Genomic DNA, 18,326 nt, shown 5'->3' with positions numbered 1-18,326 from the left:
TTAAGAAATTATTTTAGAGTTTTTACCACTTTTCAATAAACTGACAAAAAATAATGTTTTTCGAGTAGAATACCATCAATCCTACTGTAATTAGGCACGAAAATTGAGCCACACATATGTTACCACAAGTAGCTAGGTATGTTGTAGGGATTAATTTGCTTCTATTTACATCATCATCCAAGTATGAAAAGTTTTTGTGTAATAAGTTCGTTCTTTCCTTTCTATACAGTAATACATAAGAAAATATTTGACAACGTTCGACCTTTTCAGTAACATGAGATTGAACGGATACTCTTATCCCGAGCTGGTGGAGGGTCAGGCCCTGTGAAACCCGGCAACCTGCATGAACTATTTCACGACATGCGTTGGTGCCAACCTGATGCAAGGGAACATCCCTTGAACGATAAGAGTGAAAGGTTACGCAGTCATTATTCCTTTCCTCATGTAAAGTAACGTGAGAAAAGGATTTTTTTATTGTTAAAATTCAATGTAAAGGTAAGTATATGTAGTTCTTTCCTTATTATAATGACGGATCTTTCGAAATCCTCGTGTTAAAAGCAGCAGTAACGGCTTGAGAGTTCAATCCTTAGGAGCGGACTTGACATGGGTAATGAGTACCGTATTCATACACAACTACTTATTGTAAGAGTATTTAGGAGGAAAACCAAATGACAAACCGTCGACTGTTTACATCAGAGAGTGTAACAGAAGGACATCCAGATAAGATTTGTGACCAAATCTCGGATGCCATTTTAGATGCTATTTTAGCAGAAGATCCAAATGCACGTGTAGCGTGTGAAACAACTGTAACAACAGGATTAGTATTAGTAGCAGGAGAAATTACTACTTCTACTTATGTGGATATTAAAGGTATTGTTCGTGACACTGTAGCTGAAATTGGCTATACACGAGGTAAATATGGCTTTGATGCTGAGAACTTAGCGGTGCTTGTGGCAATTGGTGAACAATCACCTGATATTGCTCAAGGTGTTGATCAGGCATTAGAGGCACGTGAAGGCTCTATGACAGATGCTGATATTGAAGCAATTGGTGCTGGTGACCAAGGCTTAATGTTTGGCTATGCATGTAATGAAACACCAGAGCTAATGCCATTACCAATTAGCTTGGCACACAAATTAGCACGCCGTTTAACAGAAGTACGTAAATCAGGTGAACTTGCCTATTTACGTCCTGATGGTAAAACGCAAGTAACGATTGAATATGATGACAATAATGTACCGGTTCGCGTGGATACAATTGTTATTTCAACACAGCATGATGAAGAAGCAACACTTGAACAAATTCAAGCAGATTTAAAAGAATTTGTTATTGCACCAGTCGTACCAAGTGAATTATTAGATGCTAATACGAAATACTTCATCAATCCAACTGGCCGTTTTGTAATTGGTGGGCCAAAAGGTGATGCTGGATTAACAGGACGTAAAATCATTGTTGATACATACGGTGGTTATGCACGTCACGGTGGTGGTGCCTTCTCAGGTAAGGATGCAACCAAGGTAGACCGTTCGGCGGCATATGCAGCACGTTATGTAGCGAAAAACATCGTAGCAGCTGGCTTAGCAGAACGTGCTGAAGTGCAACTTGCCTATGCGATTGGCGTTGCTCAGCCTGTTTCCATTGCTGTCGATACATTTGGCACAGGTAGAGTGAAAGAAAGCGAGATCGTTGAATGGGTACGCGAGCTATTCGATCTACGCCCAGCAGGTATCATTAAAATGCTTGATCTTCGTCGTCCAATTTATAAACAAACTGCTGCGTATGGACATTTTGGTCGTACAGATTTAAATGTACCATGGGAGCAAATTGATAAAGCAGACGCGCTACGAGAAAAAGCACGTTTATAAACTATTGAACTAAAGTAATGAAGTCATTAGAAAATTATTCTAATGTATTAATAAACAAAGGAGCAACATTGCTCCTTTTGTTTTTTTTACAAAAATACCTCGCTAGGATTCGTGAACATATTCGGTACACGAAAACGCGAGGGATTTTTTCGTTAGTATTGATTTTTTGTGTAGGTTATTTATTTCTGAAGTGATTTATAATATTGACCTTTTTCTGCGTATTCTCGTACGATGCGTTCCATATCCTCTTTATCTTCAGCATTTAATTCTCGGACAACTTTTGCTGGACGACCTAATGCTAAACTATTTGGAGGAATGACTTTACCAGGAGGTACTAGGCTTCCAGCTCCAATAAATGCACCTTCTCCAATCTCAGCTCCGTCTAAAATAATGGATCCCATACCAATTAAGGCATTTTTGCGAATTGTACAACTATGTAAAGTGACTTGGTGTCCAACTGTTACCTCATCTTCAATAATGAGCGGATATTTTGGGCTTTGGTGTAAACAGCAAAGATCCTGAATACTGACACGTTTACCGATAATCGTTGGGGAAACATCACCACGAATAACCGTATTAAACCAAATGGTTGTTTCGGCGCCAATTGTTACGTCGCCCGTAACAGTTGCGTAATCAGCAATGAAAACAGACGGATCGATCTTTGGCGTTTTATCTTTAAATGGATAAATCATGAAAATCGCCTCTTTTCTTTCTATAATGTAGTATTATCGTATCAAATACGCAACTTTATGGAAATATAAAATTAAAATGTGCTATTTATTTCGATATAATCAAAGTGTAATTATTTTTTAGGAGGACTATGTAAATGTGGAAATGGGAAGCTGATGGACAAGCAAAAGCTGTGATTGCTATTCTTCATGGTGCTTATGAAAATCACCGTTGGTATGCATGGCTGATAGAGAAATTAAGATTAGAAGGCTTCCACATAGTCATGGGGGATTTACCGAATCATGGTGGTAATGCAAGATTTGCTAGAGTCCATGATGAAGACTTCAAATTGTACAATAAGTATACACGAAACCTGATTGAAAATGCTTTTTCATATAATTTACCAACCTTTGTAATAGGGCATGGACTAGGTGCAACATTAATCCTCCATACACTGCAAAAGAGACAATATGAATGTGCAGGCATTATTTTAACATCACCTTGGTTGCAACTAAAGCTATTACCAGGTAAATTAACAAATGCTTTAACAAGTCTAAGTGCGTTAACAGCCAATGTTAAGTTGACACATGATATTACATTAGAGAAATTAACGCGTAGTGTTGAAGGCAGAGAAGAAATGAAAGATGATGTACCGCTCATGTCTGTTGTTTCTGTGAAATGGTATCGAGAACTTCAGCAAATGATGAAAAATTTAGTGATGCTGCCTAAAGGTGAAATGCCTAATATGCCTATGCTAATTATGACAGCTGAGAAGGATAAAATTACGGACACTCGCCAAACCCGAAATTGGCTTCATCAACAGGAATTCACAGAATTTCAGTTTAAAGAATGGGCAAATTGTTATCATAATTTATTTCATGAGGGAGAGCGCGAAGAAATTTATATGTATACACGAGATTTTATTAATAATGCTCTTCGAAGAATTGGTTATATAATTAAATAGGTTTATCCCCTTCCATTTACTAGGTTACTTACTTAAATATTGTTACTCAAAAATAATATTGTAATTTTCTGAAAAGTGTAATACTATAATGATCTAAAGTAAGGTATTTTAAATTGGAGGGGTAAAATGGATGTAATTGTGGAGAAGTTGAATGGTATTTTATGGGGACCATGGTTTATTTATGGTATCTTATTGATTGGGTTATTTTTCTCAATTATCACAAGGTTCCTACAGGTAAGGCACATTAAAGATATGTTTGTTTTAATGTTTAAAGGGGAGAAATCGGAAAAGGGAATATCCTCTTTCCAAGCAATGTCTATCGCATTATCAGGACGTGTAGGTACAGGTAATATTGCTGGTACTGCGACAGCAATTGGAATGGGAGGACCTGGTGCTGTCTTTTGGATGTGGGCAATCGCTTTCATTGGTGCGGCTACCGCGTATGTAGAATCAACATTAGCTCAAATCTATAAAGAAGAGAAAGATACAGAATATCGTGGTGGACCGGCCTTTTACATAGAAAAAGGAATGGGTCAAAAATGGTTTGCAGTAATTTTTGCTGTGGCGGCTTTAATAGCAATGTTAATTTTGATGCCTGGTGTGCAGTCAAATGCCATCGCAGGTGCTGTTGAAAACGCTTTCGGTTTGGATACATGGATCACAGGACTTATAATTGTTGTGTTACTAGGTGCTATTATCATTGGTGGTATTAAATCAATTGCAAACGCTGCTCAAATTATTGTACCATTTATGGCATTAGCTTATATCATTATGGCAATTGTCATTATTTTTATGAATATTTCACAAGTACCAACAGTTATCGGATTAATTTTTTCTAGTGCATTTGGTGCTCAAGAAATTTTTGGCGGGGTTATTGGTTCAGCGATTGCTTGGGGTGTTAAACGTGGAATTTACTCTAATGAGGCTGGTCAAGGAACTGGTGCTCACCCTGCGGCAGCTGCGGAAGTATCACATCCTGCTAAGCAAGGAATTGTACAAGCCGCGTCTGTTTATATTGATACATTATTAATTTGTTCTGCTACGGCATTTATGATTTTATTTACAGGTATGTACAATGTACAAGATGAAAAGGCAGCTGAGGGAGCAGATCCATTTATCCATATTGGAGAATTTAATAGTGGTGGATTAGCAGGCGATGAGCAAATGACTTTTGCGAAAAGTATTGAAGCAGGAGCTGCGTATACACAATATGCAGTTGACTCATCATTACCTGGCTTTGGTGCTCCATTTGTAGCCATTGCGTTATTCTTCTTTGCCTTTACAACAATCATGGCTTACTACTATATTGCAGAGACAAATGTCGCTTACTTATTTAGAGGTAGCACAGAAAAGGTATTCATTTGGATTGCGAAAATTGCCATTTTAGTTGCAGCCTTTTATGGTACAATCCGTACGTCTGGTCTAGCATGGGCAATGGGAGATGTAGGTCTTGGTTTGATGGTTTGGATTAACGTTATAGCTATTTTAATTATCATGAAACCAGCTATTGTCGCATTAAAAGATTACGAGAAACAGAAAAAAGAAGGAAAAGACCCAGTCTTTGATCCTCGTAAACTAGGAATTAAAGGTGCAGATTTCTGGGTTGACTATAATGAAAAACGCAATAACAAGTAGATAAAGAGCAAGGCGATCAGCTAGTTTGATAGAAACTACTGATCGCCTTTTAGCATGTAATCATTGAATAGGATATTCTTTCATTTTCTCTAATGCAATGACGAAGGGTGGATCATTTTGTTGATTCAGAAATGCGTATTTTAAGACATGAACATATTTTTGTGGCAGTTGGCTTACATAATCAATGACCTTATCACGCTCTTCTTTTCCACCTGGATGACCATGATAAATAACAAGAACAATCAAACCGCCAACTTTTAAGAGCTTTAATATATTCTCAATGGCTTGGATTGTTGTATTAGGTCTTGTAATAATATCATGGTTGCTACCAGGTAAATAGCCGAGATTGAAGATTGCCGCAGTTACTGGCTTGTGTACAAACTGTGTAACTTCTTCATGCCCTTTATTTAAAACGAGTGCTCGATGTTCTAAACCATTATCTAAAAGTCGGAGGAGTGTCGCGTCAACCGCCTCTTTTTGGACATCAAAGGCATAAACTTGCCCTTCATCCCCAACAAGCTGTGCCAGAAACAATGTGTCATGGCCGTTTCCAGCAGTTGCATCAACAACTGTATCTCCCTCTTTTATATTATCTTTTAATAACTGCTGGGCATATTGTAAAACGCGTTGTAGTATCATTTCATAACCTCTGCCTTATACAACTTCCCTTGCCAACTACCACGACGTTCAAGCTCAGCATCAATGCCATTCAGTACTTCCCATTTATTTACACTCCACATGGGTCCAATCATTAAATCAATCGGTCCATCACCTGTAATACGATGAATGACCATCTCTGGTGGTAAAATTTCTAATTGGTCTGCTACTAGTTTTGTATATACATCTTGATCTAAAAATTCTAGCATACCTTTTTCATATTGCTTCACCATAGGCGTTCCTTTTAATAGATGAAGTAAGTGGATTTTAATGCCTTGGACATCTAATTGTGCAACTGCTCGTGCCGTTTCCATCATCATGTCATAGTCTTCGAGAGGCAATCCGTTAATGATATGTGAGCAAACACGAATGCCATGCTTACGCAATTTTTCAACGCCTTCCACATACGTTGCATAATCATGGGCACGATTAATAAGATTAGCCGTTTTCTCATGCACCGTTTGTAGACCGAGCTCAATCCATAAATACGTCCGCTCATTTAGCTCTGCTAAATATTCGACAACATCATCGGGTAAACAGTCAGGACGAGTAGCAATAGAAAGACCTACTACACCTTCTTGCGCTAAAGCTGCCTCAAATTTTTCTTTTAAAACTGGCAAAGGGGCATGTGTATTTGTGTAGGCTTGGAAATAGGCCATGTATTTGCCATCCTTCCATTTCTGGTGCATTTTGTCTCGGATTTCAGCAAATTGAACATCAATTGGATCTACCTTATTACCAGCAAAATCACCAGAACCTGCAGCACTGCAAAATGTACAGCCACCGAAAGCAACTGTGCCGTCGCGGTTAGGGCAATCAAATCCTGCATCTAATGCCACTTTAAATACTTTATGACCAAATTGGTCACGTAAATAGCGATTCCATGTATAGTATCTTTTCCCCTCTGAAGGAAAAGGAAAATTCGTCTCTGTCATTTATTTCACTCCTCTAACGCTCTATTCTATCATGTGCATTTCGTTCCGTCATGGGGTAAGGGTAATATCATGATTTGGATAAAGAAAAATGGAAAGGAACAAAACTAAATACGATTGAAAATAGGATAGAAGTCTTGTATAAAAGGTAAAATTATTTTCCTTGTACTTTTAAGTATTTCAGCATACACTAACTATTTAGAGAAGCGAAATAATGGAGGTCATCCTATGCCAAAACGTGTTTGGTTTTTAATTATCGGAATGCTTGTGAACACAACAGGCAACTCTTTTTTATGGCCTTTGAATGCCATTTATATGCATGATTATTTAGGCAAATCTTTAGCTATGGCTGGTTTTGTCTTAATGCTGAATTCTGCTGCTGGAGTATTAGGTAATCTATTAGGTGGTTACTTATTTGATAGAATTGGTGGCTATAAAGCTATTATGCTTGGTATCCTGTTAACGATTGCTTCATTAATTGGCTTAACAATTTGGCACGGTTGGCCACATTATGTGTGGTTTTTAACGATACTAGGCTTTAGTGGGGGTATTGTTTTCCCAGGTATGTTTGCCTTAGCTGGGGCTGCCTGGCCAGAAGGTGGACGTAAGGCTTTTAATACTATCTATTTAGCACAAAATGTCGGTGTTGCCGTAGGTCCCGCCCTTGCCGGTATAGTGGCAGATTATCAATTTGACTATGTGTTTAAAGTGAATTTAGGTATGTATATTTTATTCTTTTTCATTGCTTTATTTACATTTAAGCGTTTGGAGGCGGGCAGTATTGCACCTAAAAATGTCTTGAGCGAAAGTAAGCGAATTGTAAACAAGGCACCTTTCTATGCTTTGTTAATAATTAGTGCATCCTCCGTTTTATGCTGGCTAGCATATTCTCAATGGAGTGCAACCATTTCATCTTATACACAAGACTTAGGATTGGGATTAAAGCAATATAGCTTACTTTGGACAATCAACGGTCTTCTAATTGTCATTGGGCAACCACTCATTGCACCGCTCGTAAAGCGGTGGGAACACAATTTAAAGCGTCAGTTAGTATTTGGTGTAACGCTGATTGCACTTTCCTTTGGTATTATTGCCTTTGCAAACGATTTTAAAATGTTTGGAGCAGCGATGCTTGTCTTAACATTTGGTGAAATGTTTTATACGCCTGCATTACCAACGATTGCTAATCAACTGGCACCAAAAGGTCGTCAAGGATTCTATCAAGGGATTATCAATAGTGCTGCTACTGGAGGACGGATGATTGGTCCACTATTTGGTGGTATTATGGTAGATCAATTTGGCATGATTCCTCTCGTTTTAACATTGGTGGTCATCGTACTATTGGCGATTATTCCATGTTTAACATACGATTATCCTTTAAAGAAGAACAAAATAGTAGCAGATTAATAATGTCGCACTGAAAAGAGCAAAAACGAGTGTTAAGCACTTGTTTTTGTTCTTTTTTTAATAGTAGATATTGAAAAAATGTTGTGACAGGATTACAATCATACATATTCAAATATTTGAATGTGTAGTTATATGGAGGGGTTTTTTATGGACGAGGGCTTACAACAGTTTAAAGCGGATTTTTTCAAAGCATTAGCACATCCGTTACGCATCAGAATACTTGAACTCCTTGTAGATGGACAGAAAAGTGTCAATGAGATTCAAGATTGCTTAGAGAAAGAGGGTTCTGCTGTTTCTCAGCAATTAAGTGTATTGCGTGCTAAAAATATTGTTTATGGCGTGAAGGAAGGAAAAAAAGTTTATTATTCTTTAAGTGACCCAATGATTGGTGCATTACTTGGGGTGGCAAAGGATATTTTTAATAACCATTTGGTTAATACCATTTCGAGATTAGAGGAAATGACAAGTAATGAAGGTGACGAAGAGAATAAGTAAATCAATGATGATGAAAAATTGGGCTTTGCTTATTATTTCGAAGGGAAGATTTATCTATGAAGTCACTGTTTACAGGACGCTTTGAAGGATATTCAGTTCAACATGTAAAGAAGGATTTATTGTCAGGGGTTATTGTGGGAATCGTTGCTATTCCACTTGCCATGTCCTTTGCCATAGCATCGGGTGTGAAACCTGAATATGGGATTTATACGGCTTGCATTGCAGGTATTCTTATTTCTCTCTTTGGAGGTTCTAAATATCAAATAGGTGGGCCTACGGGGGCGTTTGTGCCAATTCTATTGGGGATTGTTCTTACCTATGGCTATGAAGATTTATTACTTGCGGGTTTAATGGCAGGGGTATTGCTTTGTGTCATGGGCTTTTTTAAGTTAGGGACTCTAATTAAGTTTATTCCACGTCCTGTAACAGTTGGTTTTACAGCAGGGATAGCAGTGATTATTTTTACAGGTCAAATCGCTAACTTTCTAGGGCTCACAAATGTTAAAAGGCATGAATATTTTATCGCCAACATACAGGAAATCATTAAGCAGCTTAGTACGACAAATACGTATAGTATTCTTACTGCTGTCGTATGCTTGGCGACAATAATGATAACTCCAAAGTTTTTTCCAAAGGTTCCAGGAGCATTAGCGGGTATCGTTGTCTCTACACTTATGGCAACTTTCTTCTTTTCAGGACAAGTTGCTACCATTGCAACGGCTTATGGTCAAATTCCTAATACATTACCTCATTTCGCCTTACCGAACATCACGCTCGAACGATTACAACAACTTATTGGCCCAGCGTTTGTCATTGCAATGCTAGGTGGTATTGAGTCTTTATTATCGGCAGTTGTGGCGGATGGGATGACAAATAGTAAGCATAACAGTAATCGTGAGTTAATCGGTCAGGGGATTGCTAATATTGTGACGCCTTTATTCGGTGGTATTCCAGCAACAGGCGCCATTGCACGTACAGCGACCAATATCAAAACAGGCGCAGTATCTCCTATGTCTGGTATCATTCATGGTGTGTTTGTTTTAATCACATTATTGTTATTAGCTCCATATGCATCTCATATTCCGTTAGCAAGCATGGCTCCGGTATTGATGGTCGTAGCTTGGAATATGAGTGAACGACATCATTTTTCACATATCGCAAAATTAAAATCAGGCGACTCACTGGTATTATTGATTACCTTTTTATTAACGGTATTCACTAGTCTTACATTAGCAGTTGAGGTAGGGCTTGTGCTGGCTGTGCTATTATTTGCAAAACGCATGAGTGAAAAGCTTGTTGTTACAAAAGTACTTCCAGATCATTCAAATAAAAGTGAAAAGGTACAGCCACATGTAGTGCATCAGCAGCATGATTGCCCGCAAATTAGTATGTACACAATTGAAGGGCCGTTGTTTTTTGGTGCTGCACAAATGTTTGAACAAACGATTGAAAGTACTTTGCATCAGCACTCAAGAGTTTTGATATTACGGATGGGGAAAGTGCCCTTTATGGATTCTACTGGAGAAGCATATTTTAGTAATATCATTGAAAATTATACAGCACAGGGCGGTACTATTTTGGTAACGGGTGTGCAAGGAGATTTAAAGGATGCTCTTCAGCACAATGGACTTTACGATAAAATAGGCGCGCAGCATTTTTTTCAGCATACTGGAGAAGCGATTACAAAAGCTTTCCATTATTTAAACGTCAATCAATGTATTGGTTGTCAGCACTTTGCTTTTCATGAATGTCAGGATTTATCAAAGTCTAAGGAAGAAAAGGATTTAATTGTTCAGTAATGGGTAAGCTGTAAACAAAGGCTTGTGCTTTTCAATACTTTCCATTAGAATAAATGCAATATCATGTAAAGACTGTGATGAGGAATAGTAGATTTGTGGTTCTTTTTAGAGAGCTAGCGGTTGGTGGGAGCTAGTAAGAATGCAAGTTGAACTCGCCTTCTGAGTCTGCCCGCGTGAAACAGCGTGTGTCGTTTCTTCCGCGTTAAGGAAGCTTGAGCCGAGTGTAATCACTAATTTGGGTGGTACCGCGGGAGTACAAATTCTCTCGTCCCTTCTATAAGAAAGGGGCGAGTTTTTTTATTTTTTAAATATTTTGTCAATTATGATGGAGAGCAGCACGATCAATCGAAGGAGGAAAAAAAATGAGTTTTAATCATGAACAAATTGAAAAAAAGTGGCAACAATATTGGGCTGATAACAAAACATTTAAAACTGAAAATGAAACAGCGAAGCCTAAATTCTTTGCTTTAGATATGTTCCCTTATCCATCTGGCGCAGGACTACATGTAGGCCATCCAGAGGGGTATACGGCAACTGATATTCTATCACGCTTTAAACGTATGCAAGGCTATAATGTACTTCATCCAATGGGCTGGGATGCTTTTGGTTTACCAGCTGAGCAATATGCACTTGATACAGGGAATGATCCAGCTGAATTTACAGCTAAAAATATTGCGACATTTAAACGTCAAATTCAAGAGCTAGGCTTCAGCTATGATTGGGATCGCGAAATTAACACAACTGATCCAGAGTATTATAAATGGACACAATGGATTTTTATCCAGCTTTATAAGAAAGGTTTAGCTTATGTGGATGAAGTAGCTGTTAACTGGTGTCCAGCACTTGGCACGGTATTAGCTAACGAAGAAGTAATTGATGGGAAATCAGAGCGTGGTGGTCATCCAGTAGAACGCAGACCAATGAAGCAGTGGATGCTTAAAATTACAGCCTATGCTGATCGTTTAATCGATGACTTAGAAGAAGTTGATTGGCCTGAATCTATTAAAGATATGCAACGCAATTGGATTGGCCGTTCAGAAGGGGCAGAAGTGACATTTGCCATTGACGGTTCAGATCAAAACTTCACAGTTTTCACAACACGTCCTGATACATTGTTTGGTGCTACATACTGTGTGCTTGCACCAGAGCATAAATTAGTGGAACAAATTACAACAGCTGACCAACGCCAAGCTGTTGAGGCTTATTTAGAGAAAGTTAAAATGAAATCCGACCTAGAGCGTACAGATTTAGCGAAAGAAAAAACAGGTGTATTTACAGGTGCTTATGCAGTGAATCCGATTAACGGTAAAAAAGTGCCGATTTGGATTGCTGACTATGTGTTAGTGTCTTATGGTACAGGTGCTATTATGGCGGTGCCAGCACATGATGAACGTGACTATGAATTCGCAACTGAATTTGGCTTAGACATCGTTCCTGTACTTGAAGGTGGAGACATTAGCAAAGAAGCATTTACAGGTGATGGTCAACATATTAACTCTGAATTCCTGAATGGCTTAAATAAAGCAGATGGCATTGCGAAAGCCATTGAATGGTTAGCGGAAAAAGGTGTAGGGGAGAAGAAAATTTCTTATCGTCTACGTGACTGGTTATTCTCCCGTCAGCGTTATTGGGGTGAACCAATTCCAATGATTCATTGGGAAGATGGCACGATTACGCCAGTTCCAGAATCAGAATTACCTTTAATGCTACCAAAAACAGATAATATCCGTCCATCAGGTACTGGTGAATCACCATTAGCAAATATTGAAGAATGGGTAAATGTTGTCGATCCAGAGACAGGTAAAAAAGGACGTCGTGAAACAAATACAATGCCGCAGTGGGCAGGTTCGAGCTGGTACTTCCTACGCTATATCGACCCTACAAATACAGAGGCGATTGCAGACCCAGAGTTACTAAAACGTTGGTTACCTGTTGATATTTATATTGGTGGTGCGGAGCATGCTGTATTACATTTACTATACGCTCGCTTCTGGCATAAAGTTCTCTATGATTTAGGTGTTGTTCATACAAAAGAGCCATTCCAAAAATTATTTAACCAGGGAATGATTCTAGGTGAAGGTAACGAGAAAATGTCTAAATCTAAGGGCAATGTTGTCAACCCGGATGAAATCATTACGTCACATGGTGCCGATACATTACGTTTATATGAAATGTTCATGGGCCCACTAGAGGCTTCTGTTGCATGGTCTACAAATGGTTTAGATGGAGCACGTCGCTTCTTAGACCGTATCTGGCGTCTATTTGTCAGTGAAGAAGATGGCGCAATTTCAGCAAAAATTCAAGTGTCTAACGATCAATCACTTGAAAAATCATACCACCAAACAGTGAAAAAAGTGACAGAGGATTATGAAGGCATCCGCTTTAACACAGCTATTTCACAAATGATGGTCTTTATTAATGATTGCTATAAAGCTGATGTGATTCCAACGACTTATGCTGAAGGCTTTGTGAAAATGCTAGCTCCAATCGCTCCACATATTGCAGAAGAACTATGGCAACTATTAGGACACGATTCAACTCTTTCATATGAGCAATGGCCAACATATGATGAAGCAAAGCTTGTGGATGATGAAGTAGAAATTGCTGTACAAGTTGCTGGTAAAGTTCGTGCTAAGATCGTCGTAGCAAAAGATGCTTCAAAAGAGGATATTGAAAAAGTAGCACTTGCTGATGAAAAGGTTCAAGAATACATGGCAGGAAAGAGCTTAGTGAAAATCATCGTTATTCCAGGCAAACTTGTCAATATTGTCGTAAAATAAAGAGATATAAAATAAAAATGTACATTACTAAATTCAATTTTAGTAATGTACATTTTTTAATTTAGAGCTTAAGCAATAAAATAAGGACTGCACCCATCTAACTGAGTGCAGTTCAATAAATAGCTCCTGATACAATTAAATAATCAATCCCACAATAATAGCTGTTAGGATACTTACGAGTGTAGCACCGTACAACAACTTTAGTCCAAATCGAGCAACGACATTCCCTTGCCTTTCATTCAAACCTTTTACAGCTCCCGAAATAATCCCGATTGATGAAAAGTTGGCAAAAGATACGAGGAATACAGAAATAATACCTAATGTACGTTCACTCATGGACTCGGCAACATCGCCAAGGTTAATCATAGCAACAAATTCGTTTGTTACTAATTTGGTTGCCATAATACCGCCAGCAGCCACAGCATCTGCCCATGGGATACCCATTAGGAAAGCGATTGGCGCAAAGATATAGCCTAATATTTCTTGGAAAGATATACCGATAATCATATCGAATAATGAATTGATTAAATCCATTAATGCTACGAAACCAATAAGCATTGCCCCAACAATGATGGCTACTTTAAAGCCATCCATAATATATTCGCCAATCATTTGAAAGAACGCTTGCTTCTGTTCATCTTCAATTGTTAAGATATCTTCTTTTTCATCCACAGTATATGGATTAATGATGGAAACAATAATAAATCCACCAAACAGGTTTAATACAATGGCCGTAACAACATACTTTGGCTCAATCATCGTCATATAAGCTCCAACTACTGACATCGAAACAGTCGACATAGCAGAAGCGCATAATGTATACATACGTTGTGGTGCAATCTTATCTAATTGCTTTTTAACAGTTATGAACACTTCGGATTGGCCTACCATAGCAGAAGCAACAGCATTATAGGATTCCAATTTCCCCATGCCACTTACTTTACTTAAAAATAAACCTACCCATTTCATCAGAAAAGGAAGAATTTTAAAATGCTGCAAGATCCCAATCAGAACAGATATAAAGACGATCGGTAATAAAACTGTTAAAAAGAAGGGTGATTCGCCTTCATTTGCTAAGCCACCAAAAACAAATGATATACCTGCATTTGCATAGGACAATAAGTGATCAAACACTTTGGTGATTCCTTTGATTAGCACATAGCCGACCGTTGTATTAAGTAGTAAAGCTGCCAATAAAAATTGGATGATCAACATAATCACTATATATTTATATTTTATTTCTTTTTTGTTTTTACTCATTAATAAAGCTAAGGCAAAAACAAGTAACAATCCACAAAAGGATATTAAGTATCTCATAAGTTCCTCCATAAGTATCTGTGATATTTTGTCCTAATGTTCCAATTTCAGAAGAACAGCTAAAGATCTTAATTAGTCAGACGTCAGACAAACAATCTCACTATAACAGTTTTTTTGCTAGTTATTCAATAGATAAAAGAAAAAAAGTATGCAACATGGCATACAAATAAATTCACTCTTAAAAATGTAGGTTATTTCTTTAGGAGTTACTATTCATAAAAAATACCCTCTTATTGTGTGAGGATTTTTTCTTTTTATGACCTTCATGTTAACGAAACTTTTCGATTTTTTTTGAAACCAACTAAGTTCGGGTTACGACTATAGGGTGAATGTTTATAGGAGGTGTTTGGATGAGTGAGCATTTAGTGGCCATTATGGAAGAACACGGAGAATATTGCTTACGAGTGGCTTTTCTTTATGTAAAGGATTGGGCGATGGCAGAAGAAATAGTCCAGGATGTCTTTTTTTCTTATTATCTGCAGCAGGATCGCTTTGAACAAAGAGCATCTCTAAAGACCTATTTAGTTAAAATAACTGTACATAAAAGTCATGATTATTTGCGAAGCTGGAAAAATAAACGCCATCAACTGTTGGAAAAATTGCATATTGGTGCAAGTAAACGAACACCAGAAACGATGCTATTAGCACAGGATGAACGGACAACATTAACAAATGCTTTATTTGAGTTACCTATTACTTATAGAGAAGTCGTCATCCTTTATTATTATCAGGAATTAAAGGTTAGAGAAATTGCAGATATTCTTACATGTGCAGAAAATACAGTTAAAACCAGATTGCATCGAGCAAGAAAAATGTTACAGGAAAAATTAGCGAATAGTAAGTGGGAGGTGTTAATGAATGACAACTTTTAAAGAGAAATTGGATCAAGAACTTGGCGAAGCACCACGATTTACGAAATCCTTACAGGAGGATATTTTACGGCAAGTGCGGCAAACAAAAAAGACAAGACGCTGGTCATATCCTTTGATTATCATAGGCGCGATAGTTATGTTTCTATTGATAATAGAAATCGGTCCATTAGGGCAGATAGAGCAAACGCAACATGCTTCAATTGTTCAATTAGCACAGCAGCAATCAATAAAGAAATATACAATGATTTACAATTCGGATGAGGAGATCTTTAAGGCTGGAAGACCTGGGTGGGTCATTGGACAACGAGTAATGGAGCAAAGTTCAGAAAAAGTGTTATTACAACAACTATTACAGCAAGCTACAGTGACTCAAATGAATGAGCGTACTTTTTTTAGATTACAACGTGATGTCTGGGTAGAATTTGAAAAAGGTCAGGTTATGAAGCTGAAAATGTTCATAAACGACGAGGATATCGGAATTGTTGATTATGATAACAATTCATTTTATAAAGTAGAAAATAAAGATTTGGCCAAGGCTTATTTAGATCTTATTCTCAATGATGATGCTAAATTTGGAATGTCAGGTTTAATCGTTATGCTAGTTATTTTTCTAGCTATCCAAATGCTTGGCGATAAACTAATGAGGAAAATGTTTAATATACCAAAGGAGTATGTCAATAGTCATCATAGACGTGCTGTTTGGGTTATTAAAATTTTGAATACCATGATGCTCATGGTGATCATAATTAAAGGGTGGATTTTATTTACTGTTATCATTGGAGGATATTTAGTTGTCAGCCTTTTCAGCTCTATTTTCATTGACTATTACTATGGTCGAGAGGAAAAAAGACATTATCTTTCCATTAGTTCGGCCATTGTTGGCTTGCTATCACTAATCCTATTTTTATTTTATATCAGTTAAATAACTTATAAACCTGAACCCGAATAATCTCGAGTTCAGGTATTTTTTTCCATCGTTTCAGTCTGAAGCATTAATTGATAAATACTCGAGATCATAAAGCTGGTAGCTAATCCGTAAAGCGTATTAAAGCTTAAACCAACACCAATTCCAATGATGATGGATAGCAGGATGACAAGCCAGCTATGCTTATGAATATGGCGATTCGTAAATAAAAGGATTAACACAAACGGTAGCATGGTAATGTGCATAAAGGCAAAAGAATAAATAACACCTAAAATCGTTAAATCGATAGATAAGAAACAGGTGAATAAAATAATCATCAGGCCGATCAAATAGAAATAATAGGGTCTTTTCGTCACAAAAAAACGTTTCGTTGCCCGCATGTCTACAAGCAAGGTTGTGACAATGGCTAATAGGACAATGACGAGAAAAGCAAATGTCAGAAAGCCTGGTTGTACTTCATATAAAAACGTAAAAATCAGTACTTGGAATTGGCCAAATGATCCGCTATATAGGGCAATCATTAAAATTGCCGTAAATGATAGCGTTAATAACGCTAAAATTACACCTGAGGAAAACAGACTGCTACGTACTTTTTTAGGTTTTATAAAGGCAATTAAATACCATGTTGATTTATCAAAAAATACTTGTCCTAAAACGGCTAGTTGAATAATGACATAGAACAGCAGAATTTCGCTATTTTTAAAATAAAATAAATAAGGGTGATATAAGCGAATACCCTCATATACTGTGCTTGCCCCATTTAGTACAAAGTAATAAATAGGGATAAAAATAAGTAATGAAAAAAGAGCAATAATAAATAAAATTTCCAACCATAGTATACTTTTCACTGACATGATGCGGTCAAGAAGTAAGATGCCGATTAAAAAGAAAAAAAGTGTAATAGGGACTGGAATATTTAACATAATTTCAGACAATACACTAATGCTTATTAATTGAATAAGCCAAAGTTCAATACCTGTTAACAAGTAAAATAGACGTATAACCTTTAAATTCATTCCAGACAATTTACGCTGTATGGTAAAGAGCAAAAAGCTTTGTGTATGCTGATTTTGTGTGTAATCGCTCTTATTCAGCAATGAGCCAAGTATGATAAATGAAATAGCTGTTGCTAATGTATAACAAATGCCCGCCATAAAACCAAAAGAAATAAGGGCTGAAGGAGAGGACAATAATAAATTACCATTAATCCATCTCGCTAAAAGAATAATGACTCCTGCTGCTGTGCTTAAACTTGCAAATGGAACGAGCAATGAAAACTTCCTTAGCATACTATTAAAGACCTTTACTCATTTTAGAGGATTTATATTGACGTGGTGATTGATTATATTTTTTCTTAAACGCAACACTAAAATAGTGCTGACTATTAAAACCACAGCTCTCAGCAATTGCAGACATACTTGTGTCAAGATTTTCATTGATTTTCTTTACAGCCATTTCTAGGCGATAATTATTAATATATTCATTAATGCCAATAGACTGCTCCTCCAAAAATTTACGACTTAAATAGCTCGGATTCAAATGAATTTTTTCAGCAATAATATTGAGACTCAGTTTTTCATAATAGTTTTCATGAATATAGGAAAGTGCGCTTTGTATCGCATCATGGTTAGAACTCCACACCTTATATTTCTCCACAATAGCATCTAATTCACTTGCAATGACTGGTTTTGTAAGATAATCCTTTACCCCGATACGCAATGCTTGTTGGGCATATTCAAAGGTTTGATAAGCTGTTACCATGATGATGTCTACCTCATAAAGCGCTTTTAATTCCTTGCTCAACGTGATTCCATCTTTCCCAGGCATTTGAATATCCAAAAAGGCGATAGTCATACGGTGCTTCTTAGCTAATTGCAGAGCTTGTGAGGCATCTTGGGCAGTATGGAAGGTCCAATTCGGAAAATGTGGCTTTAATAAATAAATCATTTGCTCAAGCTCTAATGGCTCATCATCTGCGATTAAAATATTCATGGCGAGATACTCCTTTC

Annotated in this window: 15 protein-coding genes, 1 riboswitch and 1 other annotated feature; of the genes, 9 read left to right on the top strand and 6 right to left on the bottom strand. The window is 37.3% G+C overall.

The window, feature by feature from the left end:
* Nucleotides 1–291: 291 nt before the first annotated feature.
* A riboswitch (SAM riboswitch) is annotated at nt 292–410 on the top strand.
* Between the two features lie 258 nt (nt 411–668).
* Nucleotides 669–1,865, top strand: a complete 1,197-nt coding sequence (gene metK, locus HXV90_RS17280) for a methionine adenosyltransferase (RefSeq protein WP_004225981.1) — start codon at nt 669–671, stop codon at nt 1,863–1,865.
* A gap of 179 nt (nt 1,866–2,044) precedes the next feature.
* Here metK and HXV90_RS17275 read toward each other — a convergent pair whose 3' ends face one another.
* Nucleotides 2,045–2,557: a gamma carbonic anhydrase gene (locus tag HXV90_RS17275; RefSeq protein WP_016994472.1), complete on the bottom strand. Its 513-nt coding sequence runs from the start codon at nt 2,555–2,557 to the stop codon at nt 2,045–2,047.
* 134 nt (nt 2,558–2,691) lie between these two features.
* On the opposite strand from HXV90_RS17275, the gene HXV90_RS17270 reads away from it, so the two are divergent.
* The gene (locus tag HXV90_RS17270) at nt 2,692–3,498 is read left to right on the top strand and encodes an alpha/beta hydrolase (RefSeq protein ID WP_269897669.1); all 807 of its coding nucleotides are present in this window, start codon (nt 2,692–2,694) and stop codon (nt 3,496–3,498) included.
* Between the two features lie 126 nt (nt 3,499–3,624).
* Entirely contained in the window at nt 3,625–5,133 is a 1,509-nt protein-coding gene (locus HXV90_RS17265) for an alanine/glycine:cation symporter family protein (protein ID WP_269897668.1), read from the top strand.
* A gap of 60 nt (nt 5,134–5,193) precedes the next feature.
* Here HXV90_RS17265 and HXV90_RS17260 read toward each other — a convergent pair whose 3' ends face one another.
* Both HXV90_RS17260 and HXV90_RS17255 read right to left on the bottom strand, forming a co-directional pair.
* Nucleotides 5,194–5,772, bottom strand: coding sequence for a tRNA 5-(aminomethyl)-2-thiouridylate-methyltransferase MnmM (locus tag HXV90_RS17260; RefSeq protein ID WP_269897667.1), 579 nt, complete (start codon nt 5,770–5,772; stop codon nt 5,194–5,196).
* A complete protein-coding gene (locus HXV90_RS17255) occupies nt 5,769–6,725 on the bottom strand; it encodes a tRNA modification radical SAM protein MnmL/YtqA (protein WP_048391094.1) in 957 nt (318 codons plus the stop codon). The genes HXV90_RS17260 and HXV90_RS17255 overlap by 4 nt, the downstream gene beginning before the upstream one ends.
* A 225-nt stretch (nt 6,726–6,950) precedes the next feature.
* Between HXV90_RS17255 and HXV90_RS17250 the strand changes: the two genes are divergently transcribed.
* The 4 genes from HXV90_RS17250 (at nt 6,951) to leuS (ending at nt 13,203) form a co-directional block, all read left to right on the top strand.
* Nucleotides 6,951–8,129, top strand: coding sequence for an MDR family MFS transporter (locus tag HXV90_RS17250; protein ID WP_048391096.1), 1,179 nt, complete (start codon nt 6,951–6,953; stop codon nt 8,127–8,129).
* A 147-nt stretch (nt 8,130–8,276) separates the two neighbouring features.
* On the top strand, nt 8,277–8,624 hold the full coding sequence (locus HXV90_RS17245) for an ArsR/SmtB family transcription factor (RefSeq protein ID WP_048391099.1): 348 nt from the start codon (nt 8,277–8,279) through the stop codon (nt 8,622–8,624).
* Between the two features lie 56 nt (nt 8,625–8,680).
* Entirely contained in the window at nt 8,681–10,423 is a 1,743-nt protein-coding gene (locus tag HXV90_RS17240) for a SulP family inorganic anion transporter (protein WP_269897666.1), read from the top strand.
* Between the two features lie 65 nt (nt 10,424–10,488).
* Nucleotides 10,489–10,699 (top strand) — a binding site (T-box leader).
* An 86-nt stretch (nt 10,700–10,785) separates the two neighbouring features.
* Nucleotides 10,786–13,203 (top strand): leucine--tRNA ligase, encoded by a 2,418-nt coding sequence (leuS, locus tag HXV90_RS17235; protein ID WP_054549916.1) that lies wholly within the window; start codon nt 10,786–10,788, stop codon nt 13,201–13,203.
* A gap of 135 nt (nt 13,204–13,338) precedes the next feature.
* Here leuS and HXV90_RS17230 read toward each other — a convergent pair whose 3' ends face one another.
* Entirely contained in the window at nt 13,339–14,520 is a 1,182-nt protein-coding gene (locus HXV90_RS17230; RefSeq protein ID WP_048391105.1) for a NupC/NupG family nucleoside CNT transporter, read from the bottom strand.
* A 350-nt stretch (nt 14,521–14,870) separates the two neighbouring features.
* Here HXV90_RS17230 and HXV90_RS17225 point away from each other — a divergent pair, with 350 nt between their 5' ends.
* Both HXV90_RS17225 and HXV90_RS17220 read left to right on the top strand, forming a co-directional pair.
* Complete coding sequence (locus HXV90_RS17225; RefSeq protein ID WP_269897665.1) at nt 14,871–15,392, top strand: sigma-70 family RNA polymerase sigma factor; 522 nt, start codon at nt 14,871–14,873, stop codon at nt 15,390–15,392.
* Complete coding sequence (locus HXV90_RS17220; protein ID WP_066038092.1) at nt 15,379–16,314, top strand: DUF4181 domain-containing protein; 936 nt, start codon at nt 15,379–15,381, stop codon at nt 16,312–16,314. The genes HXV90_RS17225 and HXV90_RS17220 overlap by 14 nt, the downstream gene beginning before the upstream one ends.
* Nucleotides 16,315–16,349: 35 nt before the next feature.
* Here HXV90_RS17220 and HXV90_RS17215 read toward each other — a convergent pair whose 3' ends face one another.
* Nucleotides 16,350–17,588 (bottom strand): permease, encoded by a 1,239-nt coding sequence (locus HXV90_RS17215; protein ID WP_269897664.1) that lies wholly within the window; start codon nt 17,586–17,588, stop codon nt 16,350–16,352.
* A 22-nt stretch (nt 17,589–17,610) separates the two neighbouring features.
* The gene (locus HXV90_RS17210; RefSeq protein ID WP_004226027.1) at nt 17,611–18,309 is read right to left on the bottom strand and encodes a response regulator transcription factor; all 699 of its coding nucleotides are present in this window, start codon (nt 18,307–18,309) and stop codon (nt 17,611–17,613) included.
* Nucleotides 18,310–18,326 lie beyond the last annotated feature (17 nt).

This window comes from Lysinibacillus sp. JK80 (assembly GCF_027557635.1).
Classification (GTDB): Bacteria; Bacillota; Bacilli; order Bacillales_A; family Planococcaceae; genus Lysinibacillus; species Lysinibacillus capsici.
The sequence above is the reverse complement of the archived record's forward strand: the minus strand, read 5'-3'. Positions and strand labels throughout refer to the sequence as shown.